The organism is Streptomyces sp. NPDC046939 (assembly GCF_040644575.1).
Classification (GTDB): Bacteria; Actinomycetota; Actinomycetes; order Streptomycetales; family Streptomycetaceae; genus Streptomyces.
This window is the reverse complement of the sequence record NZ_JBEYWV010000016.1, coordinates 30,010-51,329: the sequence shown is the minus strand read 5'-3', so window position 1 is coordinate 51,329 and position 21,320 is coordinate 30,010. Positions and strand designations below refer to the sequence as shown.

16 protein-coding genes and 1 riboswitch are annotated in these 21,320 nt (G+C 72.6%); of the genes, 10 read left to right on the top strand and 6 right to left on the bottom strand.

Annotated features, from left to right (window positions below):
* The first annotated feature begins 95 nt into the window (after window positions 1–95).
* Entirely contained in the window at window positions 96–1,463 is a 1,368-nt protein-coding gene (locus ABZ877_RS19020) for an SWIM zinc finger family protein (protein WP_361072211.1), read from the top strand.
* Between the two features lie 133 nt (window positions 1,464–1,596).
* Entirely contained in the window at window positions 1,597–3,183 is a 1,587-nt protein-coding gene (locus ABZ877_RS19015; protein ID WP_361072208.1) for a DUF5691 domain-containing protein, read from the top strand.
* Between the two features lie 70 nt (window positions 3,184–3,253).
* On the opposite strand, the gene ABZ877_RS19010 is transcribed toward ABZ877_RS19015, so the two are convergent.
* Window positions 3,254–3,670, bottom strand: coding sequence for a cobalamin B12-binding domain-containing protein (locus tag ABZ877_RS19010; protein WP_361072205.1), 417 nt, complete (start codon window positions 3,668–3,670; stop codon window positions 3,254–3,256).
* Window positions 3,671–4,027: 357 nt separating this feature from the next.
* On the opposite strand from ABZ877_RS19010, the gene ABZ877_RS19005 reads away from it, so the two are divergent.
* Both ABZ877_RS19005 and ABZ877_RS19000 read left to right on the top strand, forming a co-directional pair.
* The gene (locus ABZ877_RS19005) at window positions 4,028–4,957 is read left to right on the top strand and encodes an alpha/beta fold hydrolase (protein WP_361072202.1); all 930 of its coding nucleotides are present in this window, start codon (window positions 4,028–4,030) and stop codon (window positions 4,955–4,957) included.
* 213 nt (window positions 4,958–5,170) lie between these two features.
* Entirely contained in the window at window positions 5,171–6,544 is a 1,374-nt protein-coding gene (locus tag ABZ877_RS19000) for a M23 family metallopeptidase (protein ID WP_361072199.1), read from the top strand.
* Between the two features lie 8 nt (window positions 6,545–6,552).
* Here ABZ877_RS19000 and pcrA read toward each other — a convergent pair whose 3' ends face one another.
* Entirely contained in the window at window positions 6,553–9,042 is a 2,490-nt protein-coding gene (pcrA, locus tag ABZ877_RS18995; RefSeq protein WP_361072196.1) for a DNA helicase PcrA, read from the bottom strand.
* 186 nt (window positions 9,043–9,228) lie between these two features.
* Window positions 9,229–9,386: riboswitch (cyclic di-AMP (ydaO/yuaA leader) on the top strand.
* A 7-nt stretch (window positions 9,387–9,393) separates the two neighbouring features.
* Here pcrA and ABZ877_RS18990 point away from each other — a divergent pair.
* Window positions 9,394–10,623 (top strand): NlpC/P60 family protein, encoded by a 1,230-nt coding sequence (locus ABZ877_RS18990; RefSeq protein ID WP_361072194.1) that lies wholly within the window; start codon window positions 9,394–9,396, stop codon window positions 10,621–10,623.
* A gap of 29 nt (window positions 10,624–10,652) precedes the next feature.
* Here ABZ877_RS18990 and ABZ877_RS18985 read toward each other — a convergent pair whose 3' ends face one another.
* On the bottom strand, window positions 10,653–11,006 hold the full coding sequence (locus tag ABZ877_RS18985; RefSeq protein ID WP_361072191.1) for a hypothetical protein: 354 nt from the start codon (window positions 11,004–11,006) through the stop codon (window positions 10,653–10,655).
* A gap of 311 nt (window positions 11,007–11,317) precedes the next feature.
* On the opposite strand from ABZ877_RS18985, the gene ABZ877_RS18980 reads away from it, so the two are divergent.
* On the top strand, window positions 11,318–12,364 hold the full coding sequence (locus ABZ877_RS18980; RefSeq protein ID WP_361072188.1) for an NlpC/P60 family protein: 1,047 nt from the start codon (window positions 11,318–11,320) through the stop codon (window positions 12,362–12,364).
* A 16-nt stretch (window positions 12,365–12,380) separates the two neighbouring features.
* Here ABZ877_RS18980 and ABZ877_RS18975 read toward each other — a convergent pair whose 3' ends face one another.
* Entirely contained in the window at window positions 12,381–13,007 is a 627-nt protein-coding gene (locus ABZ877_RS18975) for a TetR/AcrR family transcriptional regulator (protein ID WP_361072185.1), read from the bottom strand.
* Window positions 13,008–13,195: 188 nt separating this feature from the next.
* Here ABZ877_RS18975 and ABZ877_RS18970 point away from each other — a divergent pair, with 188 nt between their 5' ends.
* The 4 genes from ABZ877_RS18970 to ABZ877_RS18955 all read left to right on the top strand — a co-directional run bounded on the left by ABZ877_RS18970 (window position 13,196) and on the right by ABZ877_RS18955 (window position 19,035).
* The gene (locus tag ABZ877_RS18970; RefSeq protein ID WP_361072182.1) at window positions 13,196–14,143 is read left to right on the top strand and encodes an ABC transporter permease; all 948 of its coding nucleotides are present in this window, start codon (window positions 13,196–13,198) and stop codon (window positions 14,141–14,143) included.
* Window positions 14,136–14,960 (top strand): ABC transporter ATP-binding protein, encoded by an 825-nt coding sequence (locus ABZ877_RS18965; RefSeq protein ID WP_361072179.1) that lies wholly within the window; start codon window positions 14,136–14,138, stop codon window positions 14,958–14,960. The genes ABZ877_RS18970 and ABZ877_RS18965 overlap by 8 nt, the downstream gene beginning before the upstream one ends.
* 170 nt (window positions 14,961–15,130) lie before the next feature.
* Window positions 15,131–17,368: a CDP-glycerol glycerophosphotransferase family protein gene (locus tag ABZ877_RS18960; RefSeq protein WP_361072176.1), complete on the top strand. Its 2,238-nt coding sequence runs from the start codon at window positions 15,131–15,133 to the stop codon at window positions 17,366–17,368.
* Window positions 17,365–19,035 (top strand): glycosyltransferase family 2 protein, encoded by a 1,671-nt coding sequence (locus tag ABZ877_RS18955; RefSeq protein ID WP_361072173.1) that lies wholly within the window; start codon window positions 17,365–17,367, stop codon window positions 19,033–19,035. The genes ABZ877_RS18960 and ABZ877_RS18955 overlap by 4 nt, the downstream gene beginning before the upstream one ends.
* 23 nt (window positions 19,036–19,058) lie before the next feature.
* Here the strand turns inward: ABZ877_RS18955 and ABZ877_RS18950 are convergent, their stop codons facing one another.
* Both ABZ877_RS18950 and ABZ877_RS18945 read right to left on the bottom strand, forming a co-directional pair.
* Window positions 19,059–20,549 (bottom strand): hypothetical protein, encoded by a 1,491-nt coding sequence (locus tag ABZ877_RS18950; protein ID WP_361072170.1) that lies wholly within the window; start codon window positions 20,547–20,549, stop codon window positions 19,059–19,061.
* A gap of 21 nt (window positions 20,550–20,570) precedes the next feature.
* Window positions 20,571–21,275, bottom strand: a complete 705-nt coding sequence (locus tag ABZ877_RS18945) for a polyprenol monophosphomannose synthase (protein ID WP_361072553.1) — start codon at window positions 21,273–21,275, stop codon at window positions 20,571–20,573.
* Window positions 21,276–21,320: the final 45 nt, after the last annotated feature.

Below are 21,320 nucleotides of genomic sequence, written 5' to 3'. Positions count from 1 at the left end.
ACCACGCCACTGACAATCGCCGGGCGGTCGGCCGTCACCGCAGGTCAGACGGGTTTTCCGGCCGATTGTCAGTGCCGGGACCTACCGTCGGGGACATGACTCAGCAGGGGGTGCGCTGGACGACGGACCAGGTGCTGGCACTGGCGCCTGACGCCTCGTCACGCAAGGCGGGAAGCAGGCTCGGAGTGGCGGGGCCCTGGTCGGAGACCGGGAGTTCGGACGAGGGGGCGGTGTGGGGACTGTGCAAGGGCAGCGGCAGCAAGCCGTACCAGACGATCGTGGACACAGGCGGGACGGGCCCGGCGTACAAGTGCTCCTGCCCGAGCCGGAAGTTCCCGTGCAAACACGCACTGGGGCTGCTCCTGCTCTGGGCGGCGGACGACACGCACGTACCGGCGGCGCGGACACCACCGGAGTGGACGGAGCAGTGGCTGGAGTCCCGCAGAAAGCGAGCGCGCGAGTCCCAGCCGTCATCCGCCCCGTCGGAGACCGCACCCGCCTCCCCCGCCAACCCTGAGGCGGCACAGCGCAGAGCGGACCGTCGGGCCCAGCGCATCACCATGGGCGCGACGGAACTGGAGCAGCGCCTGACCGACCTGCTCCGCGGCGGGCTGGCGCAGGCGGAGACGGCGGGGTACGGCCTGTGGGAGGAGACGGCGGCCCGCATGGTGGACGCCCAGGCGCCGGGACTGGCGACGCGCGTACGCGAGTTGGGTGCGATCCCCGCGTCGGGCCAGGGCTGGCCGGTGCGGCTCCTGGAGGAATGCGCCCTGCTGCACCTCCTGACGCGCGCCTGGCTGAACCGGGCGACGCTCCCCGAGGAGCTGGCCACGACCGTCCGCACCCGCGTCGGCCTGCCGGCCACCCCCACCGCGACGCCTCTGCGCGACCACTGGCTGATCCTGTCGCAGTACGACACGGCCGACGGCCACCTCACCACGCGCCGAATCTGGCTCCACGGCGAGCGGACGAACCACACGGCCCTGCTCCTCTCCTTCGGAGCGGCGGGCCGCGCCCCGGCCCTGGCACTCCCGACGGGCCTGACCCTGGACGCAGAGATCAAGCCCCACCCGGGCGCGGCGGCCCTCCGGGCAGACCTGGGCGAGCAGTTCGCGACTCCGGCCCCGGCCGGAACGCGCCCGCAAGGCACGGACGTGACCCAAGCGCTCACGCGGTACGGCCAAGCCCTGGCGGCGGACCCCTGGCTGGAGTCCTGGCCGGTCACGCTGACCGACGTCATACCGGTCAAGGCGGCCGAGGGGAACTCCTGGCAACTGGCGGACGCGAGCGGCAAGTCCGCCCTGCCCCTCACGACCCGGACACCGACTCCCCCCGGCCTCTGGCGCCTCCTCGCCCTCTCGGGCGGCGCCCCGCTCTCGGTGTTCGGCGAGTGCGGCCACAAGGGCTTCACCCCTTTGTCGGCCTGGACGAAGCACTCCCCCGAGGTCATATCCCTGCACTGAGCCACGCGGCACAGGACGACGCGCCCATGGCGGTCAGGAGGCAGCAGGACCGATCCGGCCGAGGAGGTACGCCGGAGCGGCCCCGCCCCACGAAGCAACGAACGGCGCCCCACAGCGCGGAGGAGCACGCCAGATGCCCGACACGACGACGACCACCCACCCCACCTGGGACGACCTGGTGACGACGGCCCTGCTCGGCACGGACCGCCGCCCGTCCACCACCCCGGCCGCCCTCCTGGACGAGGCGGCGCTCCAGACCGTACGGCGCCGGGCGGGCCTGCGCCCGGCCCCCGCCGCCGCCCCGCCCGACCCCGCGGCGGCGGACCCGCGCCCACCGCTGCCGCCCCTCGCCCGCAACCGCCTCGCCATGCTCCTCGCCGACCGCGCGGGCACCGGCAGCACCCGCCGCGGCGCCACCCCCGACCTCCTCGAACTCCTCCCGCAATGGCTGGCCACGGCGAACAGCCACGGGTACGCGGCCCCGCCCGAACTGCTCCCGGCCCTCCTCGACGCGGCCCGCGGCCGCACCGACCTGCGCCCCGGCGCCCTATCCTTCGCGGGACCCCGCGCCCTGTGGCTGGCCCGGCTCAACCCGGACTGGAAGTTCGCCCTGCGCGCGACCCCGGGCTCGGGCGCCGCGCTGCCGCCCCCGGACGAGCCCGAACAGATACAGCGCCTCTGGCAGGAGGGCCTGTTCGCGGAACGGGTGGCCCTGCTCGCCGCGGTCCGCGCCCACGACGCGGAGGCGGCCCGCGCCCTCCTGGAGAGCACCTGGGGCACGGAGCGCGCCGAGGACCGCCTCATGTTCCTGGACTCCCTGCGCACGGGTCTGTCCGACGCGGACGAGCCGTTCCTGGAGCGGGCCCTGACCGACCGCAGCCGCAACGTCCGGGCGACCGCCGCCGAGCTGCTCTCCGCGCTCCCGCACTCGGCGCTCGCCGGACGCATGGCGGACCGGGCGCTGTCGTGCGTGGCGCTCGACCGTACGACGGGCACGGTCGTCGTCGAGGCCCCGCACGAGTGCGACGCGGCGATGGAGCGCGACGGCATGGTGGCCAAACCGCCCGCGGGCCGGGGCGAACGGTCGTGGTGGCTCGGCCAGCTGATCGAGGCCGCGCCCCTGGACCGCTGGCCGGCGAGGCTGGGCGAGCGCACCCCGGAGGAGATCGTGGCGCTGCCGGTAGCCGACGACTGGCGGGGCGAGTTGCACGCGGCGTGGTGCAGGGCGGCGGTGCGCCAGCGCGACATCGCCTGGTCGCGGGCGCTGCTCGGCACCCCGACGGCACCGGACGCGGCGGGCCCGGGCGCGGTGTCGCTGGCGGAGCGCGCGAAGCTGCTCGCGGCGCTGCCCGCGGCGGAGCGGGCGGAGTGGGTCGCGGGGTTCATCGCGGCACACGGCCTGTCCGAGGCATTCCAGTTGCTCGGGGTGTGCGCCACGCCCTGGGCGCCTCCGCTCGGCGGCGCCGTCGTGGACGCGCTGAACATCGCGCGCGACGCGGGCAGTTACCCGTGGAGCTTCAGCGGCGTCATGGGCCTGGCGGAGCGGTGCCTCGACCCGGAGGAGGCCGCACGCCTGGAGGGACTGACGGCGACGGTGGAGGAGACGGAGGACTCGGCCCCCGGCGCGGGCAGTTACTGGTCGGAGGCGTTCCAACGCCTCCTGGGCACGCTGCGCCTGCGCCGGACGATGCGGGAGGAGCTGCTGCCGCCCAAGCCCTGACCGCAGCGCCCGGCACCCACAACGCCCCGCATCGCCGGTCCGCCCCCGGCGGGGCTACGCCTCGGCGGGGCTACGCCTCGGCGGGCTGCCGCACGTTGGCCCGTACCCACTCCACGATGGAGGCGGTCGTCGCACCCGGGGTGAAGATCGCGGCGACGCCCTGCTCCTTGAGCGGCGGGATGTCGTCCTCGGGGATGATGCCGCCGCCGAAGACCTGGATGTCGGCGGCGTCGCGCTCCTTGAGGAGTTCGATGACGCGGGCGAAGAGGGTGTTGTGGGCGCCGGAGAGGATGGAGAGCCCGATGGCGTCGGCGTCCTCCTGGATCGCGGTGTCCACGATCTGCTCGGGCGTCTGGTGCAGGCCCGTGTAGATGACCTCCATACCGGCGTCGCGCAGCGCCCGCGCGATCACCTTGGCCCCGCGATCGTGGCCGTCGAGCCCCGGCTTCGCGACGACCACGCGGATCGGACCGGCTGCCACACCCATCACTGCCTCCATGAAGTGACTGACCCCCGGGCCTTGGTACCCGGGCCGCGGGGTCCGGATACCCATCCGGGACATCCGAAGTGAACGAACGTTATCCACAGCATCCCGCAAGCGGCCGTTTCACGGTGCACGGGGAGGGGGAAATCACACAAAGGGACATGTTCACTGCGCGCCGCCACCGTTCGGGCCGGTAGACCAGCCGCTTCCGGGACAGGCGCGAGGGGAGCCGCTTCAAGGACGCCGCGCCATCGCGCCGCCATCCGTACGACACGCCCGCGGGATCGACTTCGCTCGGCTCCCCATCGAGTGCACACGGGGGACAGAGGCGCCCCCCGCGTGCCGACGGGAGGCTGACCTATGCAGGTCACGAGGTACTCGCCCTTTCGCCCGCTCTGCCGGGTGCTGCCGGTTAGACTGGCCGGTCTGTCGCTCGCCCTGCTGAAGGCGACAGCGCTCGAGCTGGCGATCCTCGCGGGCCATCTGTTCCTCTACCCCTCGGGCATCCTCCAGGAACGAAGGCATCCGGAGGCGCTCACTCCGGCGGAGCTGCGGGAGCTGGACGAGGAGACGGACGCCGACCCGGACACCCTGAAGGACATGGCCGGCCTCGCGGACGCGCCCGAACTCCCCACCCGGGCCAAGCCCCCGGTCCTCCTCCTGCACGGCTTCATCGACAACCGCTCCGTCTTCGTCCTGCTGCGCCGCAGCCTGGCCCAGCACGGCAGGCGCCGGATCGAGTCGCTCAACTACTCGCCGCTGACCTGCGACATAAGGACGGCGGCGGCGCTGCTCGCCCGGCACGTGGAGGAGCTGTGCGAGCGGACGGGCCAGGACCGCATCGACGTGGTGGGCCACAGCCTGGGCGGCCTGATAGCGCGCTACTACGTGCAGCGCCTCGGCGGCGACGAGCGGATCCGCACCTTGGTCACGCTCGGCACGCCGCACTCCGGGACGCGGGTCGCACCGCTCGCGGACGCGCACCCGATCGTGCGCCAGATGCGCCCCGGCTCGTCGGTGATCGACGAGTTGAGGATGCCCGCGCCCGGGTGCCGTACGCGTTTCGTGAGCTTCTGGAGCGATCTCGACCAGGTAATGGTGCCGGTGGAGACGGCGTGCGTGGACCACGAGGACCTGCTCGTGCAGAACGTGCGCGTGACCGGCATCGGACATCTGGCCCTGCCGGTGCACCCGGCGGTGGCGACCGGCATCCGCCAGGCGCTCGACGCCGACCCGACGCGGGAGGGAGGCAATGCCGCCGACTCGGTCGGCGGCCTGACGGTGGCGTGATGACGACGCCCGGCCGGGCGGGGCAAATCCGGCGAATTGTCGAACGCGGCTCGAACTCAGCACCAACTCCGCGCCCATGGTTCACCGAAAGGCGGCTGATTGCCCGATTACGCGGGGCACGGAACCTGCCGAAGATTGTCGCGCCCTCGTACCGCCGGGTACAGTCGCCGCACTGCTCTGGCAGCCCCTGTCGTCGAGGCGAAAGAGAAGTCGGTGAACGACCGATATCCGTCGGGGACCGCGCACTACGCGGCGGCCGACGGGCACTCCACGACCAGCTTCGGAGCCGACCCCCTCTTCGGTGACTTCCCTGGCAACACCCCGTACGACGCGGCGTCGTACGACACGGGTTCCCACGAATCGGGTTTCTACAACACGGGCCAGTGGCCGACTTCGTCGTACGACGCGGCGGCGTACGCCTACGGCACGAGCGGGCACGAGACGGGCAGTTACGACACGACCGCCGTCTGGGCGGTGACCGAGCAGCAGCACACAGGACAGTGGCCCGCCGCACAGCCCTACGACACGCAGGGCTACGGCACACAGATCCACGAGGCGCAGGTCGACGCCACGCAGACCTTCGAGGCGCCGGTCTTCGGGACGACGGCGTACGACACGGGCGCGTACGACGCCACCGCCTGGAACTCGGCGGAGCCGGAGACCAGCACCGACACCGCCGTGCACGCCTACGTCCCGGACCAGTACACCCCGGCCGAGTACCCGCTGGCCCACGACGAGCGGGAGGACGCGCCCGAGGCCGCCTCCGAGCCCGAGCCGGAGCCGGAAGCCACCGGTCCGGAGCCCGAGTTCACACCGCGCGCGGCGACCCGCACCGCCGCCCGTTCCGCGGCCCGTTCGAGGCGCCGCACCCCCGCCAAGCGCTCCGCGCTGCTGACCATCGCGGTGCCGTCGGTGTGCGTGGTCGGGGTCGCGGGCATCGCGGCGGCGTCGGTGGGCGGTGGCGGGGAGGAGGGCGGCAAGGCGCAGGCGGCGTCGGCGCCCGACGCGGCCGCGGTGAAGCCGTCCGTCGCCAACAACCAGCTCGACACGCAGCTCAAGGACCTCTCCGCGGACGCGGGCGACTTCGCCGACCGGGCGAGCCGTACGCAGGAGCGGATCGACCTGCGGGCGAAGCAGGAGGCGGACCGCAAGAGGGCCGCCGACGAGGCCGCGCGCAAGGAGGCGGCGCGCCCCAAGTTCGCGCTGCCGGTGAAGCGGCACGGGCTGAGCGCCTACTACGGGCAGGCCGGCATCAACTGGATGTCCGTGCACACGGGCATCGACTTCCCCGTCTGGTACGGGACGCCGGTGATGGCGGCGACCGACGGGACCGTGCGCACGCAGACCAACTCCGCGTACGGGAACATGGCGATAGTCACCGCGAAGGACGGTACGGAGACGTGGTACTGCCACCTGTCCTCGTACACCGTGACGAGCGGACCGGTGAAGGCCGGTGACGTGATCGCGCACTCGGGCAACTCCGGCAACTCGACCGGGCCGCACCTGCACTTCGAGGTGCGGCCGAACGGCGGCGCCGCGATCGACCCCCTGCCGTGGCTCCGCAGCCACGGCCTGGACCCGACGTAGGAAGCCCGCTAGAGCTTCTCGACCGGCGCGTACCGCAGCAGCAGCCGCTTCGGCTTCGGGTCGCCGAAGTCGATCGTCGCCTCCGCGTTCCCGCCCGAGCCGCCGACGCCGACGACCGTGCCGAGGCCGAACTGGTCGTGGGTGACGCGGTCGCCGACGGCCAGGGAGACGACCGGCTTCTCGTTGGCGCGGCGCGTCGCGAACGCCGGGGTCGTGCGCGAGCGCGACGAGGACAGGGACGCGGCGATGCCGCCCCCGATGCCCTTCGTCGAGGGCGCGGGCGCGGAGCCGCCCTTGCGCTTCCACTCCAGGTGCGCGTCCGGGATCTCCTCCAGGAAGCGCGAGGGCGGGTTGTACGAGGGCTGGCCCCAGGCGCTGCGCATGGAGGAGCGCGTCAGGTACAGCCGCTCCCGCGCGCGCGTGATGCCGACGTAGGCGAGGCGGCGCTCCTCCTCCAGCTCCTTGGTCTGGCCGAGGGAGCGCATGTGCGGGAAGACGCCGTCCTCCATGCCGGTGAGGAAGACGACGGGGAATTCGAGGCCCTTGGCGGTGTGCAGGGTCATCAGGGTGATGACGCCGCTGCCGTCGTCCTCCTCGTCGGGGATCTGGTCGGAGTCGGCGACGAGCGCGACCCGCTCCAGGAAGGCGGAGAGGCCGGCGCCGCCGGTCTCGCCCTCGGCGCCGTCGGTCTCCGCCTGGGCCGCCTCCTGCTCAAACTCCAGGGCGACGGCCGCGAGCTCCTGGAGGTTCTCGATGCGGGTCTCGTCCTGCGGGTCGGTGGAGGACTGGAGCTCGGCGAGGTACCCGGTGCGCTCCAGGACGGCCTCCAGGACGGTGGCCGGTCCGGCGCCGGAGTCGACGATGGTCCGCAGGTCCTCCATGAGCGTGTTGAACCGCTTCACGGCGTTGGTCGAGCGGGCCGCCATGCCGTACGCCTCGTCGACGCGGCGCAGCGCCTGCGGGAAGGAGATCTTCTCGCGCTGGGCGAGGGCGTCGATCATGGCTTCGGCGCGGTCGCCGATGCCGCGCTTCGGCACGTTCAGGATGCGGCGCAGGGGGACGGAGTCCTCGGGGTTGGAGAGCACGCGCAGGTAGGCGAGGACGTCCCTGACCTCCTTGCGCTCGTAGAAGCGGACGCCGCCGACGACCTTGTAGGGCAGGCCGACGCGGATGAAGATCTCCTCGAAGACACGGGACTGCGCGTTGGTCCGGTAGAAGACGGCGACGTCCCCGGCCTTCGCCTCGCCCGCGTCGGTGAGCCGGTCGATCTCGTCGGCGACGAACTGGGCCTCGTCGTGCTCGGTGTCCGCGACGTAGCCGGTGATCTGGGAGCCCGCGCCCGCGTTGGTCCACAGGTTCTTGGGGCGGCGCGACTCGTTGCGCTCGATCACCGCGTTGGCCGCGCTGAGGATCGTCTGGGTGGAGCGGTAGTTCTGCTCCAGGAGGATCGTCGTCGCGTTCGGGTAGTCCTCCTCGAACTGGAGGATGTTGCGGATGGTGGCGCCGCGGAAGGCGTAGATCGACTGGTCCGCGTCACCGACGACGCACAGCTCGGCCGGGTCCGCGTCGTGACCCTCGGCGTCCTCGGCCGGGCCGACCAGCTCGCGCACGAGCGCGTACTGCGCGTGGTTGGTGTCCTGGTACTCGTCGACCAGGACGTGGCGGAAGCGACGCCGGTAGTGCTCGGCGACGTCCGGGAACGCGCGCAGCAGGTTGACCGTGGTCATGATCAGGTCGTCGAAGTCCAGCGCGTTCGCCTCACGGAGCCGCGACTGGTACATCGCGTACGCCTGCGCCACGGACTTCTCGAAGCCGTCGGCCGCCGTCTTGGCGAAGTCCTCCTCGTCGATCAGCTCGTTCTTCAGGTTCGAGATCTTGGCGCTGAAGGACTTCGGCGGGAACTTCTTCGGGTCGAGGTCCAGGTCGCGGCAGACCAGGGCCATGAGCCGCTTGCTGTCGGCGGCGTCGTAGATCGAGAACGACGACGTGAAGCCGAGCTTCTTGGACTCGCGGCGCAGGATGCGCACGCAGGCGCTGTGGAAGGTGGAGACCCACATCGCGTTCGCCCGCGGGCCCACCAGGGCCTCGACGCGCTCCTTCATCTCGCCTGCGGCCTTGTTGGTGAAGGTGATCGCGAGGATCTGGCCGGGGTGCACACCACGCTCGGCGAGCAGATAGGCGATGCGGTGGGTGAGGACGCGGGTCTTGCCGGAACCGGCGCCCGCGACGATGAGCAGCGGCGAGCCACCGTGCACGACGGCCGCCCGCTGGTTCTCGTTCAGCCCCTCCAGGAGCGCCGCCGCGTCCACGGCCGGGCGCGGGGCGCCGCCGCGGTAGTACGCGTCCCTGGCCGGGGGCACGTCGAACTTCCCGCCGAACAGGTCGTCCGGGATCGGCTCGGGCTCCGGTCCCTCGTGCTCCGGGTCGGGCGGCGGCGGGGGCCCATCGGTCCGGTTCTGGAGGCCCGCCAGGAAGCTGTCGTCAAAGAGGCTGCTCATCGCCTTACGAGTCTAGGCCGACCCACTGACACACCGCCCCCTCCTTCCGGACACCGCACGCCACTGTCGCCAAGGTCACGAAAATGTATCGGGCATATCGCACAACGACCTTCACAGCAGCAACACGCGTTGGCTACGGTGCTGCGCGGGCCGTCCGTCCCCACGACCGCGAGCGCCGCGGCGAGCGGGCTGCCCCCGCCGAGTCCCGTACGCCGTGAGGCAGGGAACCGGGGACCCACCGAACCTTGGGGTGAATCGGCCCGACGCCCAGTCGGCGCCGTAGGGCAGCCTTCCGTACGCCCGAACCCGACAGCTAACCCGGTAGGCGGACCACGGAAGGAGTCGCCTGCCTTGGCGTCGCACCGCAAGACGCGCACCCGCTCCCGGCTGACCGGTGGCCTGCGCACCACCCCCGCGGTCGGGATCACGACCGCCGCCCTGACCTCGGTGGCCCTCCTCTCGCAGACGGCCCAGGCGACGCCCGCACCGGCGAGGCCGAGCCTGGAAGAGGTGCGCGAGAAGGTCGACACGCTGTACCGGCAGGCGGAGACCGCCACGCAGAAGTACAACGCCGCCAAGGAGCGGACCGACAGCAAGAAGCGCCAGGTCGACAAGCTCCTCGACGACATCGCCGAGCGCACCGACCAGATGAACACGGCCCGCCAGAAGCTGGGCCGGTTCGCCGCCGAGCAGTACCGCACGGGCGGGATGAGCGACACCGCGACGATGTTCCTCGCGGACGACCCCGAGGACTACTTCGCGCAGGACCGGCTGCTCAGCCGGATGACGGCGGACCAGAAGAAGGCCGTCGACGACTTCCAGACACAGCAGCGGGCCACCGCGAAGAAGCGCACCGAGGCGCAGGAGAGCCTGCGCCAGCTCACCACCTCGCAGACGGATCTGCGGACGTCGAAGCAGAGCGTGCAGTCGAAGCTCGCCGACGCGCGCGAGCTGCTGTCGAAGCTGACCGCCGAGGAGAAGCGGCGGCTCGCCGCGATCGAGCGGAAGAAGGAGGAGGCGGCCCGCAAGAAGGCCGCCGAGCTGGCGGCGAAGCAGAAGGCGCGGGAGGAGCGCGAGAGGAAGGCGGCGGAGCAGGCGGCCGAGGAGCGGGAACAGGCCGGTTCGGGCACCGGGTCCGCGGGGTCCACGGGCTCCGCCGGATCGGGCTCCACCGGGTCGGGCTCCACCGGCGACGCCTCCGGCAGCACCTCGTCCGGTTACGCGGCCAAGGCGGCGAAGGCGCTCGCGTTCGCCAGGGCTCAGATAGGCAAGCCGTACGTGTGGGGCGCCACGGGGCCGGGCTCCTACGACTGCTCGGGTCTCACCCAGGCGGCGTGGAAGGCCGCCGGGATCTCACTGCCGCGCACCACCTGGGACCAGGTGGAGTTCGGCACGACGGTCGCTCTCTCCGACATCCAACCCGGTGACCTGGTCTTCTTCTACGACGACATCAGCCACGTCGGCCTCTACCTCGGCGACGGCATGATGATCCACGCCCCGAAGCCGGGCGCGTACGTGCGCGAGGAGTCCATCTACTACGACGGCACGTCCTCGATCCACAGCGTGGTGCGGCCCGCCTGACTCCGGCCGCCCCGGGGCGCGGGGGCGGCTCAGGTCCAGAGCACGGCGATGAAGATGTTGGCGAGGGTGAGCGCGCCCACGGCCGCGAACAGGCCCTTCTCGGCCTTCTCCTCGTCACGCTTCACGTAGACGATCCCGAGGATGACGATCAGGATCGCCAGCTTCACGCCGATCTTGATGTTGTTCACGGTGTTGTCGTCGGCCTGGTTGAGGCCGACGAGCGCGACACCCGTCACCAGCATGGTCAGGGCGCCGTGCAGCATCGCCTTGGTGAACCGGGCCTCGCCCCGGCCCAGCGCCGACATCTGCGTGAGGAAGCCGCCGAGCAGCGCGGCGATGCCGATGATGTGCAGGCCGACGAAGAGATGGATGAGTACGTCCATGGTTGCGGAGCCTAATGGGGCGGCTGAGGCCGTCCGACAGCGGGCGTACGCGAACGGTGGCGGACAGCGGCCTGTCACTCTCCGCCACCGCCCGCAACAAAAGAGGCAGTTGCGAACAATGCGCGGCTGACCCGTGACGCCCAGGTTTAGCGTCCTTGCTCAGGTGACCGGCTCCCCACCGCCGCCCGGGCCAGGGGCGGCAGCCGGACACCACCGCCGAGAAAAGGTCCGGCGGCGCCCCGCTCCCCCTGTGCGGGTCGCCGCCGGACGTGCGAGAAGGCGGCAGCACGACCGGAAGGACGTGGCACTTCGTGCCGGCAGCGCATCGCAAGCCCCGCCAGCGTGTTCTCAAGGGCCGTACGGTCCGCACCGCGACCACCCTCGCCCTCGCCTCCGCGGCCTCCGTCACCGCCCTCGACGGCGGCGCGGCGCACGCGGAACCGGACCCCACCCCCGCCCAGGTGCGGACGGAGGTCGACCGGCTCTACCGGGAGGCGGAGGTCGCCACCGAGAAGTACAACGGCGCGAAGGAGGAGGCCCGCAAGGCCCGCGAGCGGGTGGACGCGCTGCGGGACGAGGCGTCCCGCAGAACCGATTCCCTGAACGCGCAGCGCCGGCGCCTCGGCGCGGTCGCGGCGGCCCAGTACCGCGCGGGCGGCGTCGACCCGTCGGTCCAGCTCCTCCTCTCCTCCGCCCCGGACCGCTACCTCGACCAGGCGTCGATGGCGGACCGCGTGGGCGCGCGGCAGGCGTCCGCCATCGCGCGCGTCCGCAAGGAGCTGCGGGGGATCGACCAGGTGCGCGACCAGGCGGACGGGTCGCTCGCCGTGCTCCGCGCGCGGCAGGCGGAGCTGGAGAAGCAGAAGAAGACGGTGACGGGGAAGCTGGCGGAGGCCCGTCGGCTGCTCAACCGGCTGACACCGGCGGACCGGGCGCGGGCGACGGGTGAACCCGGCCGGGCCTCACGGTCGGCGGTCCGGACCGGTCCGGGCGCGGCCGAGGCGCCCGACTCCCGCGCGGCGGCGGCGATCGCGTTCGCGCGGGGCGCGCTCGGCAGCCCGTACGTGTGGGGCGCGACCGGGCCGGACGCGTTCGACTGCTCGGGGCTCACCCAGGCCGCGTACCGCGCGGCGGGCGTGTCCCTGCCGCGCACGACGTACGCGCAGATCGACGCGGGCCGGCGCGTTTCCCGCTCCCAGCTCCGCCCCGGCGACCTGGTGTTCTTCTACTCGGGGATCAGCCATGTCGGCCTCTACATCGGCGACGGACAGATGATCCACGCGCCGAACCCGAGCGCGCCCGTGCGGATCGCGCCGATCGACCAGATGCCGTTCGCGGGGGCGACGCGGGTGGCGTAGGCCGCGCGGCCGCGCTTCACAGTGCCTTCAGGCCCGCCGCCGTGGCCGCCGCCAGCCGTTGCAGATGCCCCTTCGGCAGCTCCGGGTTCCGCACCACCACCGAACGCCAGTACAGCGGGCCCGAGATCAGGTCGAGCGCGAGGTCCTCGTCGATGCCGTCGCGCAGTTCGCCGCGGGTGACCGCCGCCCGCACGATGCCGCTGGCGACGCCGTGCTGACCTTCGCGGAGAGCCTTCTGCAGGGCCTCCGCGATGTCCGGGTTGCGGGCCGCCTCCGCCTGGAGGTCGGGGAGGATCTGGCCGGCGACGGGGTGCTTCAGGGCGCGGGACGTCACGCGGTACAGGAGCAGCAGGTCCTCCTGGAGCGAGCCCGTGTCCGGTGCTGGCAGCCCCTGGACGGCTATCGCGGAGACCAGGTCGAGGACGAGGTGGAGCTTGGAGCGCCAGCGCCGGTAGACCGCCGTCTTGCCGACGCCCGCGCGGCGCGCGATGCCCTCGATCGACATACGGGCGTAACCGACGGCGGCGAGTTCCTCGAAGACGGCGGCCCGGATGGCGTCGGTGACGTCCTCGCGGAGGACGGCGGCCCCGGCCGGGGCCCGGCGCCGGGGCGGCGGCTCGGTGGCGTCGGCGTTGGTCGTCATGCGGCCAGCATAGTTCCGTGACGACGAGACGGTTGCGTTCCGACGTCCGCACGGCCTACGCTCACGTCACGACGATACGGGCCCGTCCCGACGTAAACGGCAGGCAAACAACAGGCATACCCGCGCCGACCCCGCCCGCCCGGCGGGGCCCGCCCGCCCTCCTCCCGCCCCGACCGAAAGCAGCGGATGTGAGTCAGGTCCTGGAGACACCCCCCACCCCGGCGACCCCCTCCCCCGGCGCCCCGGCAGCGCCCGGTGCCACGGCGGAGCCGGACGCCGCCGCGCTCGCCGCCCGGTACGGGCTGACCGTCAGCGGCGCCCGCCCCTCCCTGCCCGCGTACGTGCGCCAGTTGTGGCAGCGGCGCCACTTCATCACCGCGTTCTCGACCGCCAAGCTGACGGCGCAGTACAGCCAGGCGAAGCTCGGCCAGGTCTGGCAGGTGGCGACGCCGCTGCTGAACGCCGCCGTGTACTACTTCATCTTCGGCGTGCTCATGGGCACCAGCAGGGGCGTGCCGGACTTCGTGCCGTTCCTGGTCACGGGCGTGTTCGTGTGGACGTTCACGCAGTCGTCGGTGATGGCGGGCACCCGCGCGATCTCCGGCAGCCTCGGCCTCGTCCGGGCCCTGCACTTCCCGCGCGCCTCGCTGCCGATCTCGTACTGCCTGCAACAACTCCAGCAGTTGCTGTTCTCGATGTGCGCGCTGGTTCTGATCCTGCTCTGCTTCGGCGTCCCGCCGACCGCGTCGTGGCTGCTCGTGGTCCCGGCGCTGCTCCTGCAGTTCACGTTCAACACCGGGCTCGCCATGATCATGGCCAGGATCGGCGCGAACACCCCGGACATCGCGCAGCTCATGCCGTTCCTGCTGCGTACGTGGATGTACCTGTCCGGCGTCATGTGGAGCCTGGACCACCTGATGGCAAAGACGGACCTGCCGCACTTCGCCGCCGTGCTGCTGCGCGCCAATCCCGCCGCCGTCTACATCGACCTGATGCGGTTCGCGCTGATCGACAGCTTCACCGCCGCGCAACTGCCGCCGCATGTCTGGGCGTGGGCGCTCGGCTGGGCGCTGCTCGTCGGCGTCGGCGGGTTCATCTTCTTCTGGAAGGCAGAGGAGACGTACGGCCGTGGCTGAGCAGACCGAAGCGATCAACACCACCACCGACGCGACGGACACACCCGACGCGACCGTTCCCACCGTCATCGTCGACCACGTCGACATCGTCTACCGCGTCAACGGCACCGGGGCCGGCCGGGGCACCGCCACCGCCGCCCTCAACCGCATCATCGGCGGCCGGAAGAAGGCCGAGCGGCGCTCCGGCGTACGGACCGTGCACGCGGTCCGCGACGTCTCCTTCACCGCCTACCGGGGCGAGGCCATCGGCCTCATCGGCACCAACGGGTCCGGCAAGTCGACGCTGCTCAAGGCCGTCGCGGGGCTGCTCCCCGTGGAGCGCGGGCGGATCTTCACCGACGGCCAGCCCTCCCTCCTCGGCGTCAACGCGGCCCTGATGAACGACCTCACCGGCGAGCGCAACGTACGGCTCGGCGGGCTCGCCATGGGCATGAGCCGCGAGCAGGTCCGCGACCGCTACGACGACATCGTGGACTTCTCCGGGATCAACGAGAAGGGCGACTTCATCACCCTGCCCATGCGCACGTACTCCTCCGGCATGGCGGCCCGGCTCCGCTTCTCCATCGCCGCCGCCAAGGACCACGACGTGCTCCTGATCGACGAGGCGCTCGCCACCGGCGACCGCTCCTTCCAGAAGCGGTCGGAGGAACGCATCCGCGAGCTGCGCAAGCACGCGGGCACCGTCTTCCTGGTCAGCCACAGCAACAAGTCGATCCGCGACACCTGCGACCGGGTGCTGTGGCTGGAACGCGGCGAGCTGCGCATGGACGGGCCGACGGACGAGGTCCTCAAGGAGTATGAAAAGTTCGCTAGGTGACTTTTGTCCGCTTAGTGTGCGGATATGCGTCGTGCCTGGCTGAGTGTGACCGTCCCTGCCCGCAACGTCGAGTGGTGCCTCCGCTTCGGGCTCATATCCCGGCCCGGTGACGACGGGTGGGCGGCGTGCCGGGCCGTGGACCGGACGCCGGAGAGGAACGGGGGCGCGGCATGACCACGCGACTGAGCGTCATCGTGTACGGGCGGGACGTCCAGGGGCTGCTCGGCGGCTGCCTGGACAGTGTCGCCGGGCAGCTCCCGGACGGCGCCGAGCTGGTCACCGCCGCCGTCGGCGACATCGCGCGGGGCGTCGCCGAGCGGCACGGCGGCGCCGTCGTGGCCCTGCCGGACGGCACCTCCGACTCGGACGCGCGCGCGGCGGGAGCGGAGCGGGCGGGCGGCGACTGGCTCTGGTTCGTGCACGCCAAGGACCGGGTGCCGACGGGGGCGCTGCGGACCGTGCTCGACCGCCTGGACGAGATCCCCGACGAGGCGACGGGTGCCGCGCCGGGTCGCGTTGACGTCCTCGTCGCCGACCACATCCGCTCCACCTGGCGCGGCACCCTCGGCGCCGGTACCGACGCCTGGCGCCTGGCCCGCGTCGGCCGCCGCGACCTGCCCCCGGCCGGCGCCCCCGACCTGCTGCGGGTCGCGCCGCTGCTCGGCAACCGGGTCGTGCGCGCCGCGTTCTGGGACGAGCACCGCGCGGACCTGTCGGGCGTCGAGGAGGCGTCCGCCGAGATGTACGCCGCCCGCGCCTGCCTGATCCTCGCCGAGCGGATCGCCTGCCTGGAACACGTGATCCTGGACGTACGGGAGCTGCGGCCCGAGAGCCTGCCCCCGGTGACGGCCGACCAGCGGTACGGGTTCATCGAGGCGTACGAGGCGTTGCAGCGGCTCATGGCGCGGTGCGGCACCCCGGTCCGGCCGCGCGCCGTCCTGTACGACCTGATGGCCACGGAGTCGATGCGGGTGGTGGCGCGCGCGGCGATGCCGGACGAGGTCGCCCGGGAGTTCTTCCACCGGGCGTCGGCCGCGGCCGTGCGCTGGCGGCCGGAGGGGTACCGTCGCCCGGCCGGTCTGGAGGGCATCCGGCGCCGGCTGCTCGAGGAGGACGCGTACACGAAGTACCGGGCGTTCCAGAGCGCCAACCACAAGCGGCGCGACGCGCGGGCGGCGGTGCGCGCCGGGAAGCAGCGGTTCGGCGCGAAGGTCCGCGATCTGCACTACCAGCGGGCCCTGCGCGAGCCGGTCGACCCCGACCTGGCCGTCTTCTCCGCGTACTGGGACCGCGGTGTCGCCTGCAATCCGGGCGCGATCGCCGCCGAGCTCGGCGAGCTGGCGCCGCACGTCCGCCAGGTGTGGGTGGTGTCGCGGCGGGCCGAGCCGCTGCTGCCGCCCGGCACCGAGCACGTCGTGCCCGGCACCCGCCGCTACTGGGAGGTGATGGCCCGCGCCAAGTACCTCGTCAACAACGTCAACTTCCCGAACGCCGTGGTCAAGCGGCCCGACGCGGTCCATCTCCAGACCCATCACGGCACTCCGCTGAAGAAGATGGGCCTCGACCAGCTCGACTATCCGACCGCCTCGAAGGGCCTGGACTTCGACGCGCTGCTCGCCCGCGTCGACAAGTGGGACTACAGCGTCAGCTCCAACAGCCACTCCACCCGCATGTGGGAACACGCGTACCCCTCGCATTACGTGTCCTTGGACTACGGCTATCCGCGCAACGACGCCTACTACCGCGCCGGTGCCGCCGACATCCGCGCCGTCCGCGACCGCCTCGGCATCGCGCCGGGCCGCCGCGCCGTCCTCTACGCGCCGACCCACCGCGACTACGAGGCGCGCTGGACCCCGCGCCTCGACCTCGCCGCGCTCGCCGAACACCTCGGCGACGGCACGGTCCTGCTCGTGCGCGGCCACTACTTCTACGGCGGCGCCGCGTCCCCGCTCGCCACCCTGCGCCGCACCGGCCGCGTCATCGACGTGTCGGCGTACGACCCGGTGGAGGAGCTGGCGCTCGCGTCGGACGCGCTCATAACCGACTACTCCTCCATCATGTTCGACTACGCCAACCTGGACCGGCCGGTCATCGCCTACGCCGACGACTGGGAGACGTACGCGAGCACCCGCGGCGTCTACTTCGACCTGATGGCCGAACCGCCCGGCCATGTCGCCCGTACACAGGCGGAGTTGACGGAGATCCTCGCCACCGACGCCTGGCGCGACGAGGCGTCCGCGAAGGCGCGCGCCCACTTCCGGCGCCGGTTCTGCGAGTACGACGACGGGCACGCCGCCGAGCGGGTCGTGCGCCGTGTGTTCCTCGGCGAACCCGAGGAGGCGCTGCCGCCGATCGTGCCGGTCGAGGAGCGCACGCCCGCGCCGACGCCCGAGGAGGCGGACCTGTGAGGACGACCACCCCGGACGTGACGGTCACGGTGATCGTCTTCAACGACGCGGAGCGCCTGCCGCGCGCGGTCGCCTCGCTCCAGGCGCAGACCCACCCGAACATCGAGATCATCATCAGCGACGACCACTCCACGGACGACACGCCGCGCGTGGCACGGGAGCTGGCCGCGGCGGACCCGCGCATCACCTATCTGCGGCTCGCGGAGAACTCCGGCGGGTGCAGCGCGCCGCGCAACCGGGCCCTCGACATCGCCCGCGCCCCGTACGCGATGTTCCTGGACAGCGACGACGAACTGCCGCCCCGCGCGGTCGAGTCGCTGCTCGAAGCGCACCGCGAGGACCCGTCGATCGACTTCGCCATGGGCGCGGTCGAACGGATCCGCGTCGACACGGGACGCACCTCGCTCTGGATGCCGCACCTCGTCGCCGAACGCCGCACGGTCGACGGCATCGAGACCGAACCCGGCCTCCTCTTCGAACACCTGTCGACCAGCAAGATGTACGCCCGCGCCTTCCTCGACCGGCACGGCCTGCGCTTCCCCGAGGGCATCCACTACGAGGACCAGCTCTTCTCCGCGCAGGCGTACTGCCTGGCGAAGTCCTTCACGATCGTCCCCGAACCCGTCTACCGCTGGTACATCGCGCCGTACGCGGCGGAGTCCGCCGCCTCCATCTCCAACCAGCGGCACAAACTGAGCAACGTCCGCGACCGCGTCCACGTCCAGGAACTCATCGACGCCTTCCTCGACGAGGGGGACTACAGCGCGGCGCTGCGCGAGGCCAAGGACTACAAGTTCCTCAAGCACGACTTCCGCATGTACGCGAACGACCTGCCCTACCGCGACGAGGAGTGGCTGGCGGGCTTCGCCGAGATCATGAACCCGTACCTGGCCCGGCTCGCGCCCGGCGCGTACGCCCGCCTGCCGCGCGCCGAACGCGTCGTCCTGCAACTGGTGCGCGACGGCCGCCTCGCCGACGCGCGGCTCGCGGCGCGCGGACTCGGCCAGGGGGTCGCCCCGCGCACGGCGGTCACCGACCCGGCCACCGGAACCCTGTACTGGGGCGCGGAGATCCCGGCGACGGAGACGGCCCGCCGCGAACTCTCCCTCGACGACCTGGAGCTGGACGCCCGCCCCTTCCGCCGCGCCCTGTTCCGGCACGAGATCGTCCACCTGGAACGGGGCCCGGGCCCGGCATCCATGACGCTGCGCGTCCGCACGTACGACCCCGGCCTGCGCCTCCCGGTCGGCCCCCAGATCGCGTCGCTGGTCATCTCCCCGGGCCGCAAGCGCCTGGTCGTCCGCTTCCGGCTCGATCCGGTGCGCCCCGGCGTCTTCGAGGGCGAGGTCCTCCTCGACCTGGCCGCCGCGCCCCTGCCCCGCCATGGCTTCGACGGCACCCGCCACCCGGTGCTCCAGGTCCAGTCCCCGGAGGGCACCCGCAACACCTCGCTGCTCCTGGCCCCTCTCGACTTCCCCCCGTTCACGGCCGGGATCCCCCATCACCGGCTCACCGTGGAACCGGAGGGGCGCGGGGCGGGCCGCTTGCAGGTGCGCTGGGAGACGGTGGGGCTGACGTCCAGGCTCGTGCACCCGCTGGCGCGCCGGGTGGCGGGCACGTCGCTGGCCCGGAAGGTGCGCCAGGTGGCCAAGCTGGTGCGGGTGTAGTTCGAAATCAGGGCTACGGGGGCTCAGGGCTGCGGCACGCGGTACAGCGACTGGCCGCGCGGCCCCACCGCCACCCTCTCCAGGCCCTGAGCACCCCGAGCGCTCCGCGGGACCTCGCCGGGGTACGCCACCACCCACCGCACCTCGTACCGCCGCAGCACCTGCGCCCGGCGCCCCGCGGACGTGTCCGCCGCGAAGTACGCGCGCACCGCGGCCAGCCGCTCCTCCTCGTCCGGCAGGAAGAAGTCGGGGTAGCCGGGGGCCAGCGTGTACGGGCCGTACGCCGGGATCTGCCGGGCCGGCCATTTCTTCGCCAGGACCACATCGCCGTACTTCACCCACGGCGTGATCCAGTGGTACCCCCGCCACGGCTCCCAGTACTTGGCGGCGACCGCGGACGGGAGCGCCGAGCGCGGCAGGACGTAGCCGAGCACCCCGCACTGGGTCCATGCCCCGGCGAGCAGCGCCCCCGCGACGGCCCAGCCGAACCCCGCCCGTACCGCGCGGCGCGGCGCGCCGAACACCTCCAGGGCCGCCGCGACCTGCGCGGGGATCAGGACCGCGGGCAGGACCCGGCCCCACGACCAGTGCCCGCTCAGGCCGCCCGCCGCGAACACCACCGCCCCGAACAGGCAGAAGAGGACCAGCGGATCGCGCCGGTCGCGCCACCAGCGCAGTGCCAGCGCCGCACCGCCGACCAGCGCCGCGAGCCAGAAGCGGCCGAGCAGATCCCGGTACAGGGAGCGGTGGATCTCCTCCAGGCCGCCGACGCCGAACAGGTCGAAGAAGGGGTAGTACGGCCAGAGCGCGAGCAGCAGCAGGCCCAGCGCCAGCCCGGCCGCGAGCCGGGTCCAGGCCGGCCGTCGGGGCCACGGGCGCGCCCCGAGCACCATCGCCGCCGCCCCCAGCGACGCGACGACCCCCGTGAACTGGTGGCTCAGCAGGATCACCGCCCACAGCGCACCGGCCGCCAGGAAGTGCGCCCAGGCCGACGCCCGCCGCAGCAGCGCCCACAGCCAGAAGGCGGCGCCCAGCGCGAACGTACTCGGGTAGGACACCGTCAGCGCGAGGGAGTCGAGGCCGAGGAAGCCGCTCCAGTCGAACAGGGTCGTGCCCCACAGCAGCGTCAGGGAGAGGAGGACGAGGGCGGACGCGGCGGCCCGCCGCCACCGCCCGGCCGCGCCCGCCAGGAACGTACCGGTGAACGACCACACGCCCGCCACCAGGACCGCGAGCGACACGAGGGCCGCGCCGCGCAGCACCACGAACACCCCGAGCCCGGTGACCTTCGCGGCGCAGCCGAGCAGCAGGGTCCAGGGCGTGTAGTACGGGCTCGGCGTGTCGGCGGCGACCAGTGGATCGCCCGGGTCGAGCAGGTCGTGCCGCAGGCGTTCCACCGTGGCGGCGTGGACGCCCAGGTCACCGGCCCACGGCAGCCGGACGACGACCGCCACGAGCAGCACGAGGAGCAGCAGGGCGGCGACCCGCGCGAGTGCGCTACCGGCGGCGCGCACGGCGTCGGCGGTGCGGCGCGGTCACCGGCGGGACCTCGCCCGCAGCTTCCACGGCATGGCGACGGACTCCAACTGCACCATCAGGTTCATCTTGGACTCGCCGACCGTACGGTCCTCGAAGTGGATCGGCACCTCCATGACCCCGAAGCCGCGCCGCAGCGCCCGGTACTTCATCTCGACCTGGAAGCTGTAGCCAGCGCTGTCCACGGAGGCCAGGTCGATGGCGCGCAGCGCGTCCTCCCGCCACAGGTTGAAGCCGCCGGTGATGTCGCGGATGCGGGTGCCGAGGATGGTGCCCGCGTAGGCGTTGGCCCAGCGGGAGAGCAGGCGGCGGTGGGCGCCCCAGGCGTCGGAGAGGGTGCCGCCCTGCACGTAGCGGCTGCCGAGGGTGACGGCCGCGCCCGTGGAGAGGGCGACGCCGAGGAGCTCGGGGACCTTGGCGACGGGGTGGCTGCCGTCGGCGTCCATCTGGAGGACGTACCGCGCGCCGTCGGCGACGGCCTGCCCCATGCCGGCGGCGTACGCGCGGCCGAGGCCCTCCTTGCCCGCCCGGTGCAGGACGTCGACGCGTTCGGGGCCGAAGCGGCGCGCGTACTCGTCGGCGATCTCGCCGGTGCCGTCGGGGCTCGCGTCGTCGACGACGAGCAGGCGCAGCCCGGGCAGCGGGAGCTCCATCAGCGCGTCGGCCATCCGGGGCAGGTTGCCCGCCTCGTTGTAGGTCGGCATGACGACGGTCAGCGGTGTCGCGGCCCAGTCGGCGGGCAGCGCGGC

Excerpts from the sequence above, each read along its gene's own strand:
- ABZ877_RS19020 (WP_361072211.1), top strand. The coding sequence starts at position 96 with ATGACTCAGCAGGGGGTGCGCTGGACGACGGACCAGGTGCTGGCACTG.
- ABZ877_RS19015 (WP_361072208.1), top strand. The coding sequence starts at position 1,597 with ATGCCCGACACGACGACGACCACCCACCCCACCTGGGACGACCTGGTG.
- ABZ877_RS18945 (WP_361072553.1), bottom strand. The coding sequence starts at position 21,275 with ATGCCGACCTACAACGAGGCGGGCAACCTGCCCCGGATGGCCGACGCG.
- ABZ877_RS19005 (WP_361072202.1), top strand. The coding sequence starts at position 4,028 with ATGCAGGTCACGAGGTACTCGCCCTTTCGCCCGCTCTGCCGGGTGCTG.
- ABZ877_RS18975 (WP_361072185.1), bottom strand. The coding sequence starts at position 13,007 with ATGACGACCAACGCCGACGCCACCGAGCCGCCGCCCCGGCGCCGGGCC.
- ABZ877_RS18985 (WP_361072191.1), bottom strand. The coding sequence starts at position 11,006 with ATGGACGTACTCATCCATCTCTTCGTCGGCCTGCACATCATCGGCATC.
- ABZ877_RS19010 (WP_361072205.1), bottom strand. The coding sequence starts at position 3,670 with ATGGGTGTGGCAGCCGGTCCGATCCGCGTGGTCGTCGCGAAGCCGGGG.
- ABZ877_RS18960 (WP_361072176.1), top strand. The coding sequence starts at position 15,131 with ATGACCACGCGACTGAGCGTCATCGTGTACGGGCGGGACGTCCAGGGG.
- pcrA (WP_361072196.1), bottom strand. The coding sequence starts at position 9,042 with ATGAGCAGCCTCTTTGACGACAGCTTCCTGGCGGGCCTCCAGAACCGG.